At 43.9% G+C, this 14,925-nt stretch carries 15 protein-coding genes and 2 tRNA genes; 8 read left to right on the forward strand and 9 right to left on the reverse strand.

Features of this window, described 5'->3' with window-relative positions; all coding sequences use genetic code 11:
* The first annotated feature begins 114 nt into the window (after window positions 1-114).
* Together KTG12_RS09910 and KTG12_RS09915 are read left to right on the forward strand one after the other, a co-directional pair.
* The gene (locus KTG12_RS09910; RefSeq protein WP_005636376.1) at window positions 115-426 is read left to right on the forward strand and encodes a DUF4491 family protein; all 312 of its coding nucleotides are present in this window, start codon (window positions 115-117) and stop codon (window positions 424-426) included.
* A 428-nt stretch (window positions 427-854) separates the two neighbouring features.
* Window positions 855-1,058: a hypothetical protein gene (locus KTG12_RS09915; RefSeq protein ID WP_005646539.1), complete on the forward strand. Its 204-nt coding sequence runs from the start codon at window positions 855-857 to the stop codon at window positions 1,056-1,058.
* Here the strand turns inward: KTG12_RS09915 and KTG12_RS09920 are convergent.
* The 5 genes from KTG12_RS09920 to KTG12_RS09940 all read right to left on the reverse strand — a co-directional run bounded on the left by KTG12_RS09920 (window position 1,055) and on the right by KTG12_RS09940 (window position 3,143).
* The gene (locus tag KTG12_RS09920; RefSeq protein ID WP_005636380.1) at window positions 1,055-1,378 is read right to left on the reverse strand and encodes a hypothetical protein; all 324 of its coding nucleotides are present in this window, start codon (window positions 1,376-1,378) and stop codon (window positions 1,055-1,057) included. The two genes, KTG12_RS09915 and KTG12_RS09920, sit on opposite strands and share 4 nt — an antisense overlap.
* A 298-nt stretch (window positions 1,379-1,676) precedes the next feature.
* A tRNA-Gly gene (locus KTG12_RS09925) sits at window positions 1,677-1,749 on the reverse strand.
* Window positions 1,750-1,759: 10 nt separating this feature from the next.
* Window positions 1,760-1,842, reverse strand: a tRNA-Tyr gene (locus KTG12_RS09930).
* Between the two features lie 55 nt (window positions 1,843-1,897).
* Window positions 1,898-2,380: a 6,7-dimethyl-8-ribityllumazine synthase gene (gene ribH / locus KTG12_RS09935; RefSeq protein ID WP_005636387.1), complete on the reverse strand. Its 483-nt coding sequence runs from the start codon at window positions 2,378-2,380 to the stop codon at window positions 1,898-1,900.
* A 76-nt stretch (window positions 2,381-2,456) separates the two neighbouring features.
* Window positions 2,457-3,143 carry a tetratricopeptide repeat protein gene (locus tag KTG12_RS09940; protein ID WP_005636389.1) on the reverse strand — a complete coding sequence of 229 codons (687 nt, stop codon included), beginning with the start codon at window positions 3,141-3,143 and terminating at the stop codon, window positions 2,457-2,459.
* Window positions 3,144-3,278: 135 nt separating this feature from the next.
* Between KTG12_RS09940 and KTG12_RS09945 the strand changes: the two genes are divergently transcribed.
* Genes KTG12_RS09945 through KTG12_RS09955 form a run of 3 tightly spaced genes read left to right on the forward strand, consistent with a single transcriptional unit; the run spans window position 3,279 to window position 5,083 of the window.
* Entirely contained in the window at window positions 3,279-4,382 is a 1,104-nt protein-coding gene (locus tag KTG12_RS09945; RefSeq protein WP_005636391.1) for a DNA replication/repair protein RecF, read from the forward strand.
* Window positions 4,379-4,672 carry a DUF721 domain-containing protein gene (locus KTG12_RS09950; RefSeq protein ID WP_005636393.1) on the forward strand — a complete coding sequence of 98 codons (294 nt, stop codon included), beginning with the start codon at window positions 4,379-4,381 and terminating at the stop codon, window positions 4,670-4,672. The genes KTG12_RS09945 and KTG12_RS09950 overlap by 4 nt, the downstream gene beginning before the upstream one ends.
* A 15-nt stretch (window positions 4,673-4,687) precedes the next feature.
* A complete protein-coding gene (locus KTG12_RS09955; protein ID WP_005636395.1) occupies window positions 4,688-5,083 on the forward strand; it encodes a YkvA family protein in 396 nt (131 codons plus the stop codon).
* Between the two features lies 1 nt (window position 5,084).
* Here the strand turns inward: KTG12_RS09955 and KTG12_RS09960 are convergent, their stop codons facing one another.
* The 4 genes from KTG12_RS09960 to KTG12_RS09975 all read right to left on the reverse strand — a co-directional run bounded on the left by KTG12_RS09960 (window position 5,085) and on the right by KTG12_RS09975 (window position 9,955).
* Window positions 5,085-5,600: a 5-formyltetrahydrofolate cyclo-ligase gene (locus KTG12_RS09960; RefSeq protein WP_005651057.1), complete on the reverse strand. Its 516-nt coding sequence runs from the start codon at window positions 5,598-5,600 to the stop codon at window positions 5,085-5,087.
* Window positions 5,545-7,278, reverse strand: coding sequence for a S41 family peptidase (locus KTG12_RS09965; protein ID WP_216945428.1), 1,734 nt, complete (start codon window positions 7,276-7,278; stop codon window positions 5,545-5,547). The genes KTG12_RS09960 and KTG12_RS09965 overlap by 56 nt, the downstream gene beginning before the upstream one ends.
* A gap of 11 nt (window positions 7,279-7,289) precedes the next feature.
* Complete coding sequence (locus tag KTG12_RS09970) at window positions 7,290-7,724, reverse strand: dCMP deaminase family protein (RefSeq protein ID WP_022321553.1); 435 nt, start codon at window positions 7,722-7,724, stop codon at window positions 7,290-7,292.
* Between the two features lie 140 nt (window positions 7,725-7,864).
* Window positions 7,865-9,955: a M3 family metallopeptidase gene (locus KTG12_RS09975; RefSeq protein ID WP_046452134.1), complete on the reverse strand. Its 2,091-nt coding sequence runs from the start codon at window positions 9,953-9,955 to the stop codon at window positions 7,865-7,867.
* A gap of 321 nt (window positions 9,956-10,276) precedes the next feature.
* Here KTG12_RS09975 and KTG12_RS09980 point away from each other — a divergent pair, with 321 nt between their 5' ends.
* Genes KTG12_RS09980 through KTG12_RS09990 form a run of 3 tightly spaced genes read left to right on the forward strand, consistent with a single transcriptional unit; the run spans window position 10,277 to window position 14,824 of the window.
* Window positions 10,277-12,217 (forward strand): glycogen debranching enzyme N-terminal domain-containing protein, encoded by a 1,941-nt coding sequence (locus KTG12_RS09980; protein WP_046452789.1) that lies wholly within the window; start codon window positions 10,277-10,279, stop codon window positions 12,215-12,217.
* A gap of 14 nt (window positions 12,218-12,231) precedes the next feature.
* Window positions 12,232-13,500 (forward strand): glycosyltransferase, encoded by a 1,269-nt coding sequence (locus tag KTG12_RS09985; RefSeq protein WP_046452790.1) that lies wholly within the window; start codon window positions 12,232-12,234, stop codon window positions 13,498-13,500.
* Window positions 13,501-13,516: 16 nt separating this feature from the next.
* Complete coding sequence (locus KTG12_RS09990) at window positions 13,517-14,824, forward strand: glycoside hydrolase family 57 protein (protein WP_005636409.1); 1,308 nt, start codon at window positions 13,517-13,519, stop codon at window positions 14,822-14,824.
* Window positions 14,825-14,925 lie beyond the last annotated feature (101 nt).

A 14,925-nucleotide genomic window follows, 5' to 3' on the forward strand; every position in this document is an offset into this window, starting at 1 on the left:
TTGTTTGATAGAATTATCGATAAGTGGATAGAAATAATTTATCATGGACGATACATATTTCTTCGTATCTTTGTCATTACAGGCAGATAGGCCTGTCTTAAATCGTAAACAAATATGGACATGATTAACTTTGATGGATTGTTGATAGGTATTGCTACCTTTTTGATTATCGGGCTTTTTCATCCGGTTGTGGTGAAAGCGGAATATTATTGGGGCACGAAATGCTGGTGGATCTTTCTTGTTTTGGGAATAGCGGGAACTGTCGCTTCCCTGCTGGTTGAAAGCGTTTTCGTCTCGGCTATCTGCGGCGTCTTTGCCTTTTCCTCTTTCTGGACGATAAAGGAAGTTTTCGAGCAGGAAGAGCGCGTCTTGAAAGGCTGGTTTCCAAAGAATCCCAAACGTACTTATCCGGAGCAAAAGCCTTAATCAGGCTTTTCAAGCAGAAGAACTGGTTACGATATCTTACCGACACCGCCTAAAACCAATCCTCAGGTAACCGGTAGACTAAGCCGTTTCATGCCATCAACTAAGTCAAAACACCCCAGAAACTAAATGATAACATATCGTAAAGTATCTGTTGGTAGTTACTATTTATAGACGATACGTAGTACTACCAATAGACGATATGTGGTACTACGTATCGTCTATTGGTAGTACTACATATGAATAATATGAAGTATGTCTTGAATTAGTTTACTATGACTTTTGAGATAGTTTACGGTATGTTACGGATCAGTTGCTCCATGAGAACAGGCGATAGTGTCGGGGCTTTTTATGTATTTCCGTACATTTCAGGAAAGACTGAACCAACTTCAGATATTATCCGTACCTTTGTCACGTTAAATATTATTCGTATGAAAACAAAGAAAAAAGATTCATTTATGGATTACATCAAAGCGAACCGAAAAGGAAGTAGGGAAGCGGAGATTGAGAATCACGGTCATCCGGTCAGTTTCAACCGGGTACATGTATCGAAAAAGGTTTATAACCGTAAAAGAGATAAGGCAGATGCCCGGAGGCATCTGCCTTATTTGTACATTGTCGTTTGCGACAATTAGTGCTGGTGGTTGTGTACCGGATATTTTTCCTTAAACCACTCAACCAATTTTCCGTCTTTGAAACTTAACAGGTAATACCCTTCCGTATTTTCAGTCATGGAAGCTGTCTTGTAGCTGATGGTTTCGATCGAACCTTCGGAGGTCATGCGGGCACCTGCCGATTCGAAATCTTTTCCCAATATGGAGATCACTTTCTTTTTGGTCATGCCTAATTCGATGTCTTTCATCTTACTATCCATTTGATAGGGTTGCATGAGCGTTCCGCAACTTGTCAGCAGGAATGTGGCCAGTAGTACATACAGCCATTTCATCTTTTTCATATATCCTTGTTTTTGTAGTTAGTAAACACAATGACAAAAGTAGTGATATTCATTGAAGAAAGGAGTGTTTTTACTTCAATATCTTTAGAAAATGAAAGATGAAACCAATCAAGGGGTGGGCAAGTCATATACATATATGGCATCTTCAGTGTCTCCGTCTACGGCATATAGTTTTTTTTCTTTTCTTTTTCGGATATCGCCCCAATAGATGATGGATGGATCCTTCCAAAAGAATGTAAATAAATGCAGACTGCCAAATAAAAAAAGAGGAAAACCTTTCGATTTTCCTCTTCTTGAGAGCGGAAGACGGGGCTCAAACCCGCGACCCTCAGCTTGGAAGGCTAATGCTCTATCAACTGAGCTACTTCCGCAATTAATTTGTGGGCAGTGATGGATTCGAACCACCGAAGGCGAAAGCCAGCTGAGTTACAGTCAGCCCCATTTGGCCACTCTGGTAACTGCCCCCGTTATTTTCAATTGCAGTGCAAAGGTACGATTATTTTTGAAACCTGCAAGCGTTTAGGCAGAAAAATTTACCATTTTAAGAGCTGTTACTGCCGCTTCATCTCCTTTGTTTCCGTACTTGCCACCTGCACGGTCTTCGGACTGTTGCATAGTGTCTGTCGTTAACAAGCCGAAAATGAATGGAATATCGTACATAAGATTTAATTCTGTAATGCCCTGCGTAACGCCTGAACAGACATAATCGAAATGAGGAGTATCTCCTCTTACGACGCAGCCCAAAACGATAACGGCATCCACTTCTTTTGTTTCAGCCATTTTTTTTGCGCCAAAAGTCAGTTCGAAGCTGCCTGGTACTCGTTTTACAAATATGTTTTCGGCTTTGACGCCATGTTTTTCCAATGTGTTGCAGGCGCCTTCCAATAGCTTTTCGGTGATGTGCTTGTTCCATTCCGCTACGACGATTCCGACAGTCACTTCCGATCCGTCAGGAACACTGTTAAAGTCGTACTCCGATAAATTCTGATAAGCTGTTGCCATATTTTTTGTTCTTAAAAGAAGAGGATGCCTTGTTTGACGAGACATCCTCTTATATGATTATAATAATGTGTATACGTTATTTGTTCAATGCCGAAGCACGGGTGATATATTTGTCGATATCGGAAGCTTCCATTGAATTGAAGTATTTTTCCTTAATCGTCGTGTATGCCTTAACAGCATCACCATATTGTTTCAGGCTTTCATAAGCGATACCGGCTTTCTTCAGGTAAGTCGGGCTGATCACTTCGTTGCTTGCCTGCTTGGCTGCTTTTTCGAAATAGCTGATACCTTCTTTTACGTTGCCCATATTTACATAGCAGTCACCGATCAGGCCCGTGATAGCCGGCGAGATCATGTCGTCGCTGCCGCTGAAAGATTTCAGCAGATCCAATGCTTTTTCATTGTCGCCCATCTTGAAATAGCAGATACCGGCATAAGCCTTTGCCAAGTTACCGGCCGATGTGCTTCCGTATTGGTCGATGATAGCTTCGAATCCTTCATAATCCGCACCGTTTCCGTTCAGTGCCAGGTTGAAAGAGTCTTTTGCAAAATATTGTTCGCCTTTGAACATAGCTGCTGCGGCTTTTTTCTCCTGCGGAATCAAATATCCGTGCTTGATACCCAAAACAGCTCCAACAACGAGAGCGAGTGCTATAATACCATAAATGATTTTCTTTGAATTGTTTTCAATGAACTGCTCCGATCTCGAAACAATTTCTTCGACCTCTAACTCTTTGTTGGTGTCTTTTTCCTTAGTAGCCATAATGTTTTATAGTTGTTATTATTTTATCATTGTTTTATGCCTGTGGCAATTCAAGTCGCAAAAGTAGTTTTTTTTACTGAGAAAATCTATACTTAGAAGTATATTTTTTAATTTTGTGCAACTAATATAGCGTGGATGATACTTAAAAAGCTTTCTATACTCAATTATAAAAACATTCTCCAGGCAGAAGTTTCTTTCTCTCCCGAAATAAATTGTTTTTTCGGGAATAACGGAATGGGAAAGACCAATCTGTTGGATGCCGTTCATTATCTCTCTTTTTGTAAAAGCCATATCAATACGCCCGATTCCCAGCTGATCAACAATGGTCAGGATATGTGCGTGTTGCAAGGTAACTATGACTATGAGGGGCGTGAAGAGGAGATCTTTTGTGCTATCCGTCGCCGGCAGCGGAAACAGTTCAAGCGGAATAAAAAAGAGTACGACAAACTGTCGGAGCATATCGGTCTGTTGCCATTAGTGATGGTTTCGCCAGCCGATTCGGAACTGATACAAGGCGGGAGCGAAGAACGTCGCCGCTTTCTCGATGTGATTATTTCGCAGCAGGACAAGCCTTATCTGCATGCGTTGATACAATATAATAAAGCCTTGCTTCAGCGGAATTCGCTGTTGAAGGACCAGTGTATCGACGCTTCCCTTTATGAAGTGCTGGAAATGCAGCTGGACATGTACGGCCGGATGGTGTACGAGAAGCGGCAGATGTTGGTGAATGATTTTATCCCGATCTTCAACGAATATTACCAGACGATCTGCCGTTCGACCGAACAGGTCGGTTTGCGGTATATCTCCCAGTTGGAGAAGGGGAGCCTGGCGGATATGCTGGCTGCCAATCGGGAACGTGACCGCATACTCGGTTATACCTCGACCGGCATTCACAAGGATGAACTGGAGATGACGTTGAACGGCCACCTGATCCGCCGTGTCGGTTCGCAAGGGCAGAACAAGACGTATCTGATTGCCCTCAAGCTGGCTCAGTATGTGTTTCTTTCCTGCAGGGGGCAAGCGCGTCCGATCCTTCTGTTGGACGATATTTTCGACAAGCTGGATGCCGACCGGGTGGAGCAGATCGTCAAGCTGGTGAGCGGCGACCAGTTCGGGCAGATTTTCATTACTGATACGAACCGGAAATATTTGGACGCCATCCTGCAATCGATCAATCACGGCTACGCTCTGTTCAGGGTCGAACAGGGTGAAGTGCAACCGATGGAGGAAGCGGAATGATGCACCGGAATGCACAGACGTTGGGCGATGCGATCCGGGAGTTTTTCGAGGATAATGCTGAGTTGAGGGGGAAGATACTGGAAATCCGTGTCATGCGGGCCTGGGGCGAGATACTGGGGCCGATGGTCGCTCAGTACACTCGTAATATATATGTAAAAGACAAAGTGCTGTATGTTTCCCTCACTTCTTCCGTCTTGAGAAGTGAATTGGTGTTGTGCCGGGAACGTCTGGTGAAGAGCTTGAACGATTATGCCGGTTCGGAAGTTATACAAGATATAGTTATCAGATAAAAGAGTTGAATCATTATGGATGCAAAAAAGATAGAAGAAGTTCCGTTTGAAGAGGTTTATGAAGTGGAAAAGTATGGCACATACTATTCTGAAAATAAATTCTGGCAAAAAGTACAACGGGTTGCAAAGAAAGTCGGTGCGACGGTGATACGCCCTGTCTTCCAGCTTTATTATCTGCTGCACGATAAAGATGTTCCGTTACAACATAAGGCTTATATCATAGGAGCTTTAGGCTATTTTATTCTGCCGTTCGACCTGATACCGGAAGGTCTTCTTCCGGTGATCGGCTTTACTGACGATGTAGCCGTGATGGGACTTGTCCTGAAAATCGTGAAGGATAGCATCACACCGGAGATAAGAGCCAAGGCGGATGCTAAGGTTATGGAGCTGTTGCAAACGGATAAGATCTGAATCACAATATTTCTTTTTCAGTTATGATCAAGTCCATTTTCCGGTCGAACGGCTCGGCCGGAATCTGATCCTTTAACTGGAAGTCATAGCAGATTCCGATTTTAGGAACATCCAGTGTCGAAAGCAGTCGGTCATAAAATCCTTTTCCCCGTCCGAGGCGGTTATGCTGGCGGTCGAAGGCGACACCCGGAACAATGATCAGGTCTATTTCGCTTTCCGGTACGGCTTCACAATCTTCGCTTGGTTCCAATATCCCGAAAACACCCGTTTTGAGTGATTCTTTTCCTGCATACAAGAGCAATTGAAGATCATTCCCTTTTATAAGAGGGAGCAATAATCTCTTTTTCCGGTACCATTTTTCGATCAGTCCGGCAGTCTGCACTTCGCCGGGGATGGCATGGTATAGTGCAATGCACGAAGCTTGCTGGAAGAGGTCTGTCTCTTCCAGCCGATCCATTATCTTAGCAGAGAGATCCAGCAATGTAGTCTTCGTATATGATCTCTTTAAGGAAGCCATATCCTCTCGAAGCGTTTGTTTGGCTTTGCGCAATTCCATTGGGCGTATTGTTTTTGTTCTCCAGTGTCGGGAATGATTTGCCTTCGTTCAGGACTTTGACGGCGCGTTTCAGCGTGATGTCATCGTTCTGGAATATTGGATAGAAGCCGGCTTCGTCGAAGAAGTTACGGACGATGTAGGCCTGGATCTGTTTCTCGATCAGTTTGCCTGATATGTTGATCAGGTGCGGACGTTTCTTGATCCCTTTTGCTGCGGCATAATTGGTGAAATCGGAAAGCAGTGGTTGTTGTTGCAGGTATTTGTGTAAGTCCTGATAGGTCTTGAAAGAAGCCAACTTGTCGTAATTGCGATCCGAGTATTCGAGTGCATATAGGTTCAACATACCGGAATTGACTACGTTGGAGAAATAGGAAGTCACACCGCTTGTGTCACGCGGGATGAAGATATCCGGCATGATACCGCCGCCGCCGTAAACGGGGCGTCCCATCACGGTTTCGTATTTTTCGCTGTTGTTCAGCTTGATGCTGTCGGCAGAATCAAATTCACCGTGCATGAAACGTTGGTAGATGTCCTGTTCGTATTCGCTGTCTTTACCCAGTTCGTACTTTTTCTGGATACAACGTCCAGACGGCGTGTAATAGCGTGCGATCGTCAGGCGGATTTCCGAACCGTCGCTTAACTGGATCGGCGACTGGACCAAGCCTTTTCCGAAAGTACGGCGGCCGATAATCAGCCCGCGGTCATTGTCTTGGATAGCTCCGGAGAAGATTTCACTGGCGGAAGCCGAGAACTCGTCTGTCAAGACTACAATCGGAGCATCCTGGCAAGTACCTGTGCCGTTCGTATAGACATCGTTGCGCGGGAATGCTTTTCCTTCCGTGTATACGATCAGGCGGCCTTCCGGCATGAATTCGTTTACCATATTGATGGCGGCATCCATATAACCGCCCGTGTTACCGCGAAGGTCGATCACGAATGAGGTACAACCTGCCTGTTTCAGCTTGGCGATTGCTGTGATAAATTCATTATAAGTGGTACGGCCGAATTTGCTTACCTTGATGTAGCCGATTCCTTTGCTTACCTCGTAAGACACGTCGACCGAACTGACGGGGACATCGCCGCGCGTCACGTCGAAATACAACAGTTCCGGTTCGTTTTTACGTTTTATGCCTAACTTGACCGTACTGTTCTTCGCACCACGCAGAGTCTTCATGATGACTTCCTGGTCACTTTTGTTGCCGGCATACAGGGAGTCGTTGATCGTGATGATACGGTCGAAGGGCTTCAAGCCGGCCTTCTCTGAAGGTCCCCCCGGAATGACGTTGATAACCAGAATGGTATCGGTCTGTATATTGAATGAAACCCCGATGCCGCTGAACGATCCTTCCAGGTCTTCATTTGCCCGTTGGGCATCCTTTACCGGTATATACACGGAATGCGGGTCCAGTTCGCTGAAGACCTTAGGAATGGCATCTTCCACTAATTGTTTCATATCGACTGTATCGACATACTGTTCGTCGATAATGTCGAGGATGGCATTGATTTTATTTCCACTGGAATAAATATGCCTCTTTCCTTGTGTCAGTCTGAGGTAATGATTCCCTACAAATATCCCGAGAGCAATACTTAATGCTATAATCACAGGCAACCATACAGCCAGCCTTTTGTTCTTGTCCATAAAACGTATCTTTAGTCGTTTATTTCTATATAATCTATAATAACACCAGCGCGACGTAATAGGTTGCAACCATCTTCCACCCTATATTTTTCAGAGTATACCACCCGCTTGATCCCAGACTGGATGATGAGCTTGGCACATTCGATGCAAGGGGCGGAGGTGACGTAGATCGTTGCACCTTTACTGCTGTTGGACGAAGCGGCCACTTTCGTAATGGCATTGGCTTCCGCATGCAGAACGTAAGGTTTGGTAACATTGTTCTCGTCTTCGCAAACATTCTCGAAACCGGATGGCGTACCGTTATATCCGTCAGAGATAATCATTTGGTCTTTTACTATCAGTGCCCCAACCTGGCGTCTCTTGCAATACGAATTTTCAGCCCATACGGCCGCCATTCTGAGATAGCGCTTATCCAATTCGAGTTGCTTTTCCTTCTTATCGCACATCGTCTTCTGATTTTATATACCTTAAATTATATAAATAGTAGGCAAAGGTACATATATTTGGGATAAATGGAATAGGTTCGAAGTTTTTTTGTTCAAGCGTGTATCATAAAAATACCATAGAAGGCAACCTCGAAAACAAATCAGACTTGCATCCGGCTCTGGACGGATGCGGATGGTCCGCCTGGTTCTATTCCGTTTCTTTTTAACAGGGCACCGATTTCCGCATCTTTTCCCCGGAAACGTTTGTACAGGATATCCGGATCTTCGGTTCCGCCTTTCGATAGGATGTTTTTACGGAAAGAACGGGCTGTTTCCCGGTTGAAGATTCCCGTCTCTTTGAAGACCGAGAAAGCATCGGCATCCAGGACCTCTGCCCATTTATAGCCGTAATAGCCGGCTGAATATCCACCGGAGAAGATGTGTCCGAAACTGCTGCTCATCAAGGTTCCGGGAACTTCGGGGACGATCACGGTCTGTTTCCAGGCTTCCTTCTCGAAAGAGATAACATCTTCGCCGAATGGTTCTGTTCGGGTATGCCAGGCCATATCTAAGAAACCGAAGCTCAGTTGACGGCAGCAGGCATATCCTGCGTTGAAATTGGAAGCGTCTATTAATTTCTGTACTAATTCTTGCGGGATTTTTTCCCCGGTTTTGTAGTGGATGGCGATCTGATCCAGAAACTCTTTCTCTGTCAGCCAGTTTTCCATCAGTTGGGAAGGAAGTTCCACAAAGTCACGATAGACATTTGTACCGGAAAGGCTCGCGTATGATCCTTCGGCAAACATACCGTGCAGGGCATGCCCGAATTCGTGCAACAGCGTGTTGACCTCGTCAAAAGTCAACAAAGAAGGCTTCGTCTCGGTCGGACGTGTGAAGTTCATTACGATAATGATTTGGGGCCGGCTGTCTTTGCCGTCTTGATCCCGGTATTGTTCCTTTATGCTGTTCATCCAGGCACCCGACTGTTTCCCGTCGCGCGGATGAAAGTCTGTATATAATATGGAAAGAAACTTCCCGTCGGCATCGTAGACCTCGTATGCCTCTACTTCGGGATGATAAACCGGAATCTCTTTATTCTCTTTAAAAGTGATGCCATATAATTGCGTAGCCAGACCGAACACGCCTTTCTTTACATGATTCAGTTCGAAATAGGGACGCGTCATTTCATCATTCACGTTGAAACGGATGTCTTTCAGTTTTTCGGAATAATAGCTCCAATCCCAAGGCATGACCGTTATGTTTTCTTTTTCCGTTTCCGAAGCAAATCCTTGTACGGCCTCGTATTCGTTCCGGGCTACCGGCTTGTAGGCATCCAATAACTCATTCAGCAGTTTATAGACGCGTGCGGGAGTTTTGGCCATCGTATGTTTCAATTTGTAGTCGGCATAGTTGGCATATCCCATCAGTCTTGCGATTTCCAGGCGGATATTGACGATTTTCCGTATGATTTCCTTGTTGTCGTATTCATCCCCTTTGTTACCTATGCTCATATATTCCCGATACATCTTTTCCCGTAACCCGCGCAAAGCTGAGTAACGCATGAAAGGCACGTAGCTTGGGGCCGAGAGATTGAACAGCCATCCGGTTTTTCCTTTTTCTTTAGCCCTGAGTGCGGCAGCTTCGCGTATGCTTTCCGGTAGTCCTTCCAGTTCGTCTTCTTTTGTTAGCAACAGTTCGTAGCGGTTCTTGTCTTTCAATGCGTTCTGATCGAATGTGAGGGAAAGAAGGCTTAACTCGGAACTGAGTTTACGGTATTTTTCTTTCTCTTCGGGTCCGAGTGCGGCGCCACGTGCGCAAAAAGCTTCGAATGTCTTCTCCAGCAGACGTGCGTCTTCCATCGGGAGATGCAGTTCATCTTTCCGGTCGTAGACACTCTTTACGCGTGCGAATAGTTGTTCGTTCAAATAAATATTGTTGGAGCTTTCCGACAGTTTGGGGGATACTCGTTGCGAGATATCCATCATCTCGTCGTCTGCTTCTGCATTCAATACGTTGAAGAAAGCCGAGATGACTTTATCCAGCAGCTTGCCGCTGCGTTCGAGTGCTATGATTGTGTTCTCGAATGTAGGAAGTTCCGTATTGTCGGCAATGGCTCGGACTTCCTCGTCCAATTGCCAGATTCCTTCGTCGAAAGCTGGTTCATACTGTTCTGTTTCGATCTGGTCGAACGGAGGAGTTCCGAACGGAGTCCGATAAGTCTCGAAAAAGGGATTTTCTCTATTTTGTTTCATGTTCTTTCGTGTTGATTTATTATATAACAAAGGTACGGAATAATCGGCAAATAAAAATGCATTGATTGCCAGACGATGCCAAACTGCCGGATTTGGAAGTTTTTAACAGCTTGGCATGTGTTTGACAACACATATATCCACTTTGGCATATTTGTAACAGATTATCAATCAAACTGTTTTTAAATCGTAAAAATGAAATTTCTAAATAAATATGAAAGTGAATTTGTTTTTTTATTTTTTAAGTGATACTTTTGGTCAAGATACAAAAGCAATTTATATGTTATCACGTTAAAGCATAAACTTAAAACCAAATATAAAAATATGAGTTATCTTAAATTTGACAAGACTCTTATGACGAACCTGGAAGAAGCGCTGCCAAGAGAAATTCTTCGTACGAATCGTTCGGGAGCCTATCATTGTACAACTATCGTTGATTGCAACACAAGAAAATATCACGGATTACTTGTAATTCCGGTTCCGGAACTGGATGATGAGAATCACGTATTGTTGTCGTCATTGGATGAAACTGTCATACAGCATGGTGCCGAATTTAACTTGGGGCTTCATAAGTATCAGGGGGATAATTACAGTCCGAGAGGTCATAAGTACATTCGTGAGTTCGAATGCGAGAAAGTTCCTACGACGATCTATCGTGTAGGAGGTGTTATTCTGAAAAAAGAGAAGTTGTTTGTGCATCATGAGAATCGAATCTTGATCCGTTATACGTTGTTGGATGCCCATTCGGCAACAATATTGCGCTTGCGTCCGTTTTTAGCGTTTCGCAGTGTCCGTGAATATACACACGAGAATGCCCAGGCCAGTCGCGAATATCAGGTTGTGTCGAATGGTATCAAAACCTGTATGTATCCGGGCTATCCTGAATTGTATATGCAACTGAACAAAAAGAATGAGTTTCATTATCTGCCTGATTGGTATCGGGGTATCGAATATCCGAAAGAGCAGGAGAGAGGCTATGACTTTAACGAAGATCTGTATGTTCCCGGATATTTTGAGGTTGAGATAAAGAAAGGGGAAAGCATCGTCTTTTCCGGTGGGGTTTCTGAAATAGGAACTCGTTCGTTGAAAAAGACTTTTGAAGACGAGGTTGAAGAACGTACACCTCGCGATACTTTCCGACATTGCCTGATCAATGCAGCACATCAATTCTTAAATAAGCAGGAAAATGAATTTTATATTTTAGCCGGTTATCCGTGGTTCAAGTGCAGGGCACGCGATTTGTTTATTTCTTTGCCGGGGCTGACTTTGGCTATCAATGAGGTTTCCAAGTTTGAAATGGTAATGGAAACGGCCTGTAAGGCGATTTATAATTTTATCCGTAATGAACCGAGCCAGATCAAGATTTATGAAATGGAGCATCCCGATATCTTGCTTTGGGCTGTTTGGTGCATTCAGCAATATGCTAAAATGGTTTCACGTGAGGCATGCCGCGGGAAATATGGTGTATTGTTGGAAGATATCATGAGGTTCCTCTGTCAGGATAAACATCCGAATCTGATTCTGCATGATAATGGATTGCTTTATACCTATGGGACGAATAGGGCTGTAACATGGATGAACTCGACGGTTAACGGACATCCCGTTATTCCGCGTACAGGATATATTGTTGAGATCAATACATTGTGGTATAACGCTTTGCGGTTTGCAGGAGAATTGTCGGGTGAGGCCGGAAATAATGCTTTGGCTGAATCATTGGGAGCTTTGGCCGAGAAAAGCGGGAAGTCGTTTGTCAATGTGTTCTTGAATGAATATGGCTATTTGCTCGATTATGTCGATGGTAACATGATGGAGTGGAGTGTGCGTCCGAATATGATATTTGCCGTGGCATTTGATTATTCTCCTTTGAATTCCAGCCAGAAAAAAGGTGTACTCGATATTGTGACGAAAGAGTTGCTTACTCCTAAAGGACTCCGTTCCTTGAGCCCGAAGAGCGGTGGGTATAATCCTAATTATGTCGGTCCTCAGATCCAGCGTGATTATGCTTATCATCAGGGAACGGCCTGGCCTTGGCTGGCAGGTTTCTATTTTGAGGCATATCTTCGTATCTATAAGATGAGCGGTATAGGGTTTATCGAACGTTATCTGATTGGGTACGAAGATGAAATGTCGTCTCATTGTATCGGGTCCATTTCAGAATTGTTTGACGGTAATCCTCCGTTCAAGGGGCGTGGAGCTATATCATTCGCAATGAATGTTGCAGAAATATTGAGAATATTATACTTATTAAGCAAATATAACTATTGAAAGGAGGAGCCTGTATGAAAGTGTTAATGTTTGGATGGGAATTTCCTCCCAAAATATATGGTGGTCTTGCGGTTGCCTCTTATGGTATTACTAAAGGTCTGAGTCTGCAGAATGATGTGGAAACGACTTTCTGTTTGCCGAAGCCTACCGGTGAAGAAGAAGGTTTCCTGAATATTATAGGTATGAATCAAGTACCTGTCGTATGGCGGGATATCAATTATGATTATTTGAAGTCCAGGCTTCCCAATTATATGACGCCGGAGCAGTATTATGCTTTCCGTGACCATATCTATGCCGATTTCTCATATCTGAATGTAAATGATTTGGGGTGTATGGAGTTTGCCGGAGGGTATCCTGCTAACCTGCATGACGAGATCAATAATTTCTCGATTATAGCGGGTGTCGTTGCTCGCCAGCAGCAATTTGATATTATTCATGCCCACGATTGGTTGACATATCCGGCCGGCGTGCATGCTAAGATGGTGAGTGGTAAGCCTCTTTGCATTCATGTTCATGCAACCGATTTCGACCGTTCACGCGGAAAGGTTAACCCGACCGTATACGCAACGGAAAAGAACGGTATGGATTATGCGGATTGTATTATGTGTGTATCTGAATTGACACGGCAGACGGTTATCCGGGAGTATCATCAGGATCCGCGGAAATGTTTTGCCATGCATAATGCGGTTTATCCGTTGTCGCAAGAACTTTTGGACATTCCTCGTCCGGAGCATAAAAAGGAAAAGGTCGTGACTTTCCTGGGACGTATCACCATGCAAAAAGGACCGGAATATTTTGTCGAGGCAGCAGCGCTTGTTTTGAAACGTACACGTAATATCCGCTTCATTATGGCAGGTTCGGGTGATATGCTGGACGCTATGATTAATTTGGCCGCCGAGCGTGGAATTGCCGACCGTTTCCATTTTCCCGGGTTTCAACGTGGAAGGCAGGTATATGAAGCTTACAAGAACAGTGACGTCTTTGTGATGCCTTCTGTTTCCGAACCGTTCGGGATTGCCCCGTTGGAAGCCATGCAGTGCGGAACACCTTCCATTATTTCCAAACAGTCCGGTTGTGGGGAAATTCTCGACAAGGTGATTAAGACGGACTATTGGGATATTCATGCAATGGCTGACGCTATTTATTCGATCTGCACGAATCCGTCTTTGTTCGAATATCTTCAGGTGGAAGGAAAGAAAGAGGTCGATGGCATCACATGGGAAAAAGTCGGCTTGCGTATTCGCGCTCTTTATGAGAATGTCTTAAAGAATTACGGTAAATAATAAAACAACATTAGATATGAAAACAATCTGTCTTTATTTTGAAATACATCAAATCATACATCTGAAACGCTATCGTTGTTTCGATATCGGTACGGATCATTACTATTATGATGATTATGAAAATGAACGCAGTATCACGGAGATTGCAGAGCGTTCTTATATTCCGGCATTGACCACTTTGCTTGAAATGGTAAAGAATAACGGAGGAGCTTTTAAAGTCGCTTTTTCTATTTCGGGTGTGGCTTTGGAACAGTTGGAGATCTATTCTCCCGCTGTGATAGACCTGTTGCATCAATTGAATGACACAGGTTGTTGCGAATTTTTGTGCGAACCTTATTCTCATGGGCTTTCTTCTTTGGCTAATGAAGAATGTTTCCGTGAAGAAGTTTCCAGAATGAGTGCGAAGATCAAACAAGTTTTTGGACAAACTCCCAAGGTTTTCCGTAATTCCAGCTTGATTTATTCGAATGAGATTGGATCGGTTGTTGCAAGTATGGGATTTAAGGGTATTTTGACCGAAGGTGCCAAACATGTGTTGGGATGGAAGAGCCCGCATTATGTGTACCATTGTGCCTATAATCCTAATTTGAAGATTTTGCTTCGTGATTTCAAACTGTCGGACGACATTAGTCTGCGTTTCTCTAATTCGGATTGGAGCGAATATCCGTTATTTGCAGATAAATATATCGGTTGGATTGCGGGGTTACCGGAAGAAGAACAGGTTATCAATATTTTTATGGAGCTTTCTGCCTTGGGTATTGCACAACCGTTGTCTTCGAATATCCTGCAGTTCATGAAGGCTTTGCCGGCTTGTGCGAAAGAAAAGGGCATTTCATTCTCGACTCCGTCTGAAATCGTGACAAAGTTCAAGTCTGTAGATCAAGTCGATGTTCCTTATCCGATGTCATGGGCCGATGAGGAAAGAGATACGAGTTGTTGGCTGGGTAATGTGATGCAGCGTGAGGCGTTTAATAAATTGTATAGTGTGGCTGGTCGTGTTCATTTATGTGATGATCGCCGCATCAAGCAGGACTGGGACTATTTGCAGGCAAGCAATAACTTCCGTTTTATGACAACCAAGAAAACTGGAATTTGGCTTAATCGTGGTATTTATGATTCTCCGTATGATGCGTTTACCAATTATATGAATATATTAGGTGATTTTATCAGCCGTGTAGATGCTTTGTATCCTGTTGAGATAGAGAACGAAGAGTTGAATTCGCTTCTTACAACGATTAAGAACCAGGGTGAAGAGATTGAAAAGTTACAGAAAGAGCTTGATAAGTATAAGAAAAAAGCAGCGAAAAAAACGGCTGCTGAATAAAGGTAAAGTAATAAATGAAAGAAGGTGTGTCAAAATTCTCACCTTCTTTTTTATGCCCAAAGCCCCGACTTTCACAAGCTGGGGCTTTGTTATAACCTGAA

It is taken from the genome of Parabacteroides sp. MSK.9.14, assembly GCF_019041495.1.
Classification (GTDB): domain Bacteria; phylum Bacteroidota; class Bacteroidia; order Bacteroidales; family Tannerellaceae; genus Parabacteroides; species Parabacteroides merdae.

Coding starts and splice junctions, on each gene's coding strand:
- KTG12_RS09910 (WP_005636376.1), top strand. CDS start 115: ATGGACATGATTAACTTTGATGGATTGTTGATAGGTATTGCTACCTTT.
- KTG12_RS09915 (WP_005646539.1), top strand. CDS start 855: ATGAAAACAAAGAAAAAAGATTCATTTATGGATTACATCAAAGCGAAC.
- KTG12_RS09920 (WP_005636380.1), bottom strand. CDS start 1,378: ATGAAAAAGATGAAATGGCTGTATGTACTACTGGCCACATTCCTGCTG.
- ribH (WP_005636387.1), bottom strand. CDS start 2,380: ATGGCAACAGCTTATCAGAATTTATCGGAGTACGACTTTAACAGTGTT.
- KTG12_RS09940 (WP_005636389.1), bottom strand. CDS start 3,143: ATGGCTACTAAGGAAAAAGACACCAACAAAGAGTTAGAGGTCGAAGAA.
- KTG12_RS09945 (WP_005636391.1), top strand. CDS start 3,279: ATGATACTTAAAAAGCTTTCTATACTCAATTATAAAAACATTCTCCAG.
- KTG12_RS09950 (WP_005636393.1), top strand. CDS start 4,379: ATGATGCACCGGAATGCACAGACGTTGGGCGATGCGATCCGGGAGTTT.
- KTG12_RS09955 (WP_005636395.1), top strand. CDS start 4,688: ATGGATGCAAAAAAGATAGAAGAAGTTCCGTTTGAAGAGGTTTATGAA.
- KTG12_RS09960 (WP_005651057.1), bottom strand. CDS start 5,600: ATGGCTTCCTTAAAGAGATCATATACGAAGACTACATTGCTGGATCTC.
- KTG12_RS09965 (WP_216945428.1), bottom strand. CDS start 7,278: ATGGACAAGAACAAAAGGCTGGCTGTATGGTTGCCTGTGATTATAGCA.
- KTG12_RS09970 (WP_022321553.1), bottom strand. CDS start 7,724: ATGTGCGATAAGAAGGAAAAGCAACTCGAATTGGATAAGCGCTATCTC.
- KTG12_RS09975 (WP_046452134.1), bottom strand. CDS start 9,955: ATGAAACAAAATAGAGAAAATCCCTTTTTCGAGACTTATCGGACTCCG.
- KTG12_RS09980 (WP_046452789.1), top strand. CDS start 10,277: ATGAGTTATCTTAAATTTGACAAGACTCTTATGACGAACCTGGAAGAA.
- KTG12_RS09985 (WP_046452790.1), top strand. CDS start 12,232: ATGAAAGTGTTAATGTTTGGATGGGAATTTCCTCCCAAAATATATGGT.
- KTG12_RS09990 (WP_005636409.1), top strand. CDS start 13,517: ATGAAAACAATCTGTCTTTATTTTGAAATACATCAAATCATACATCTG.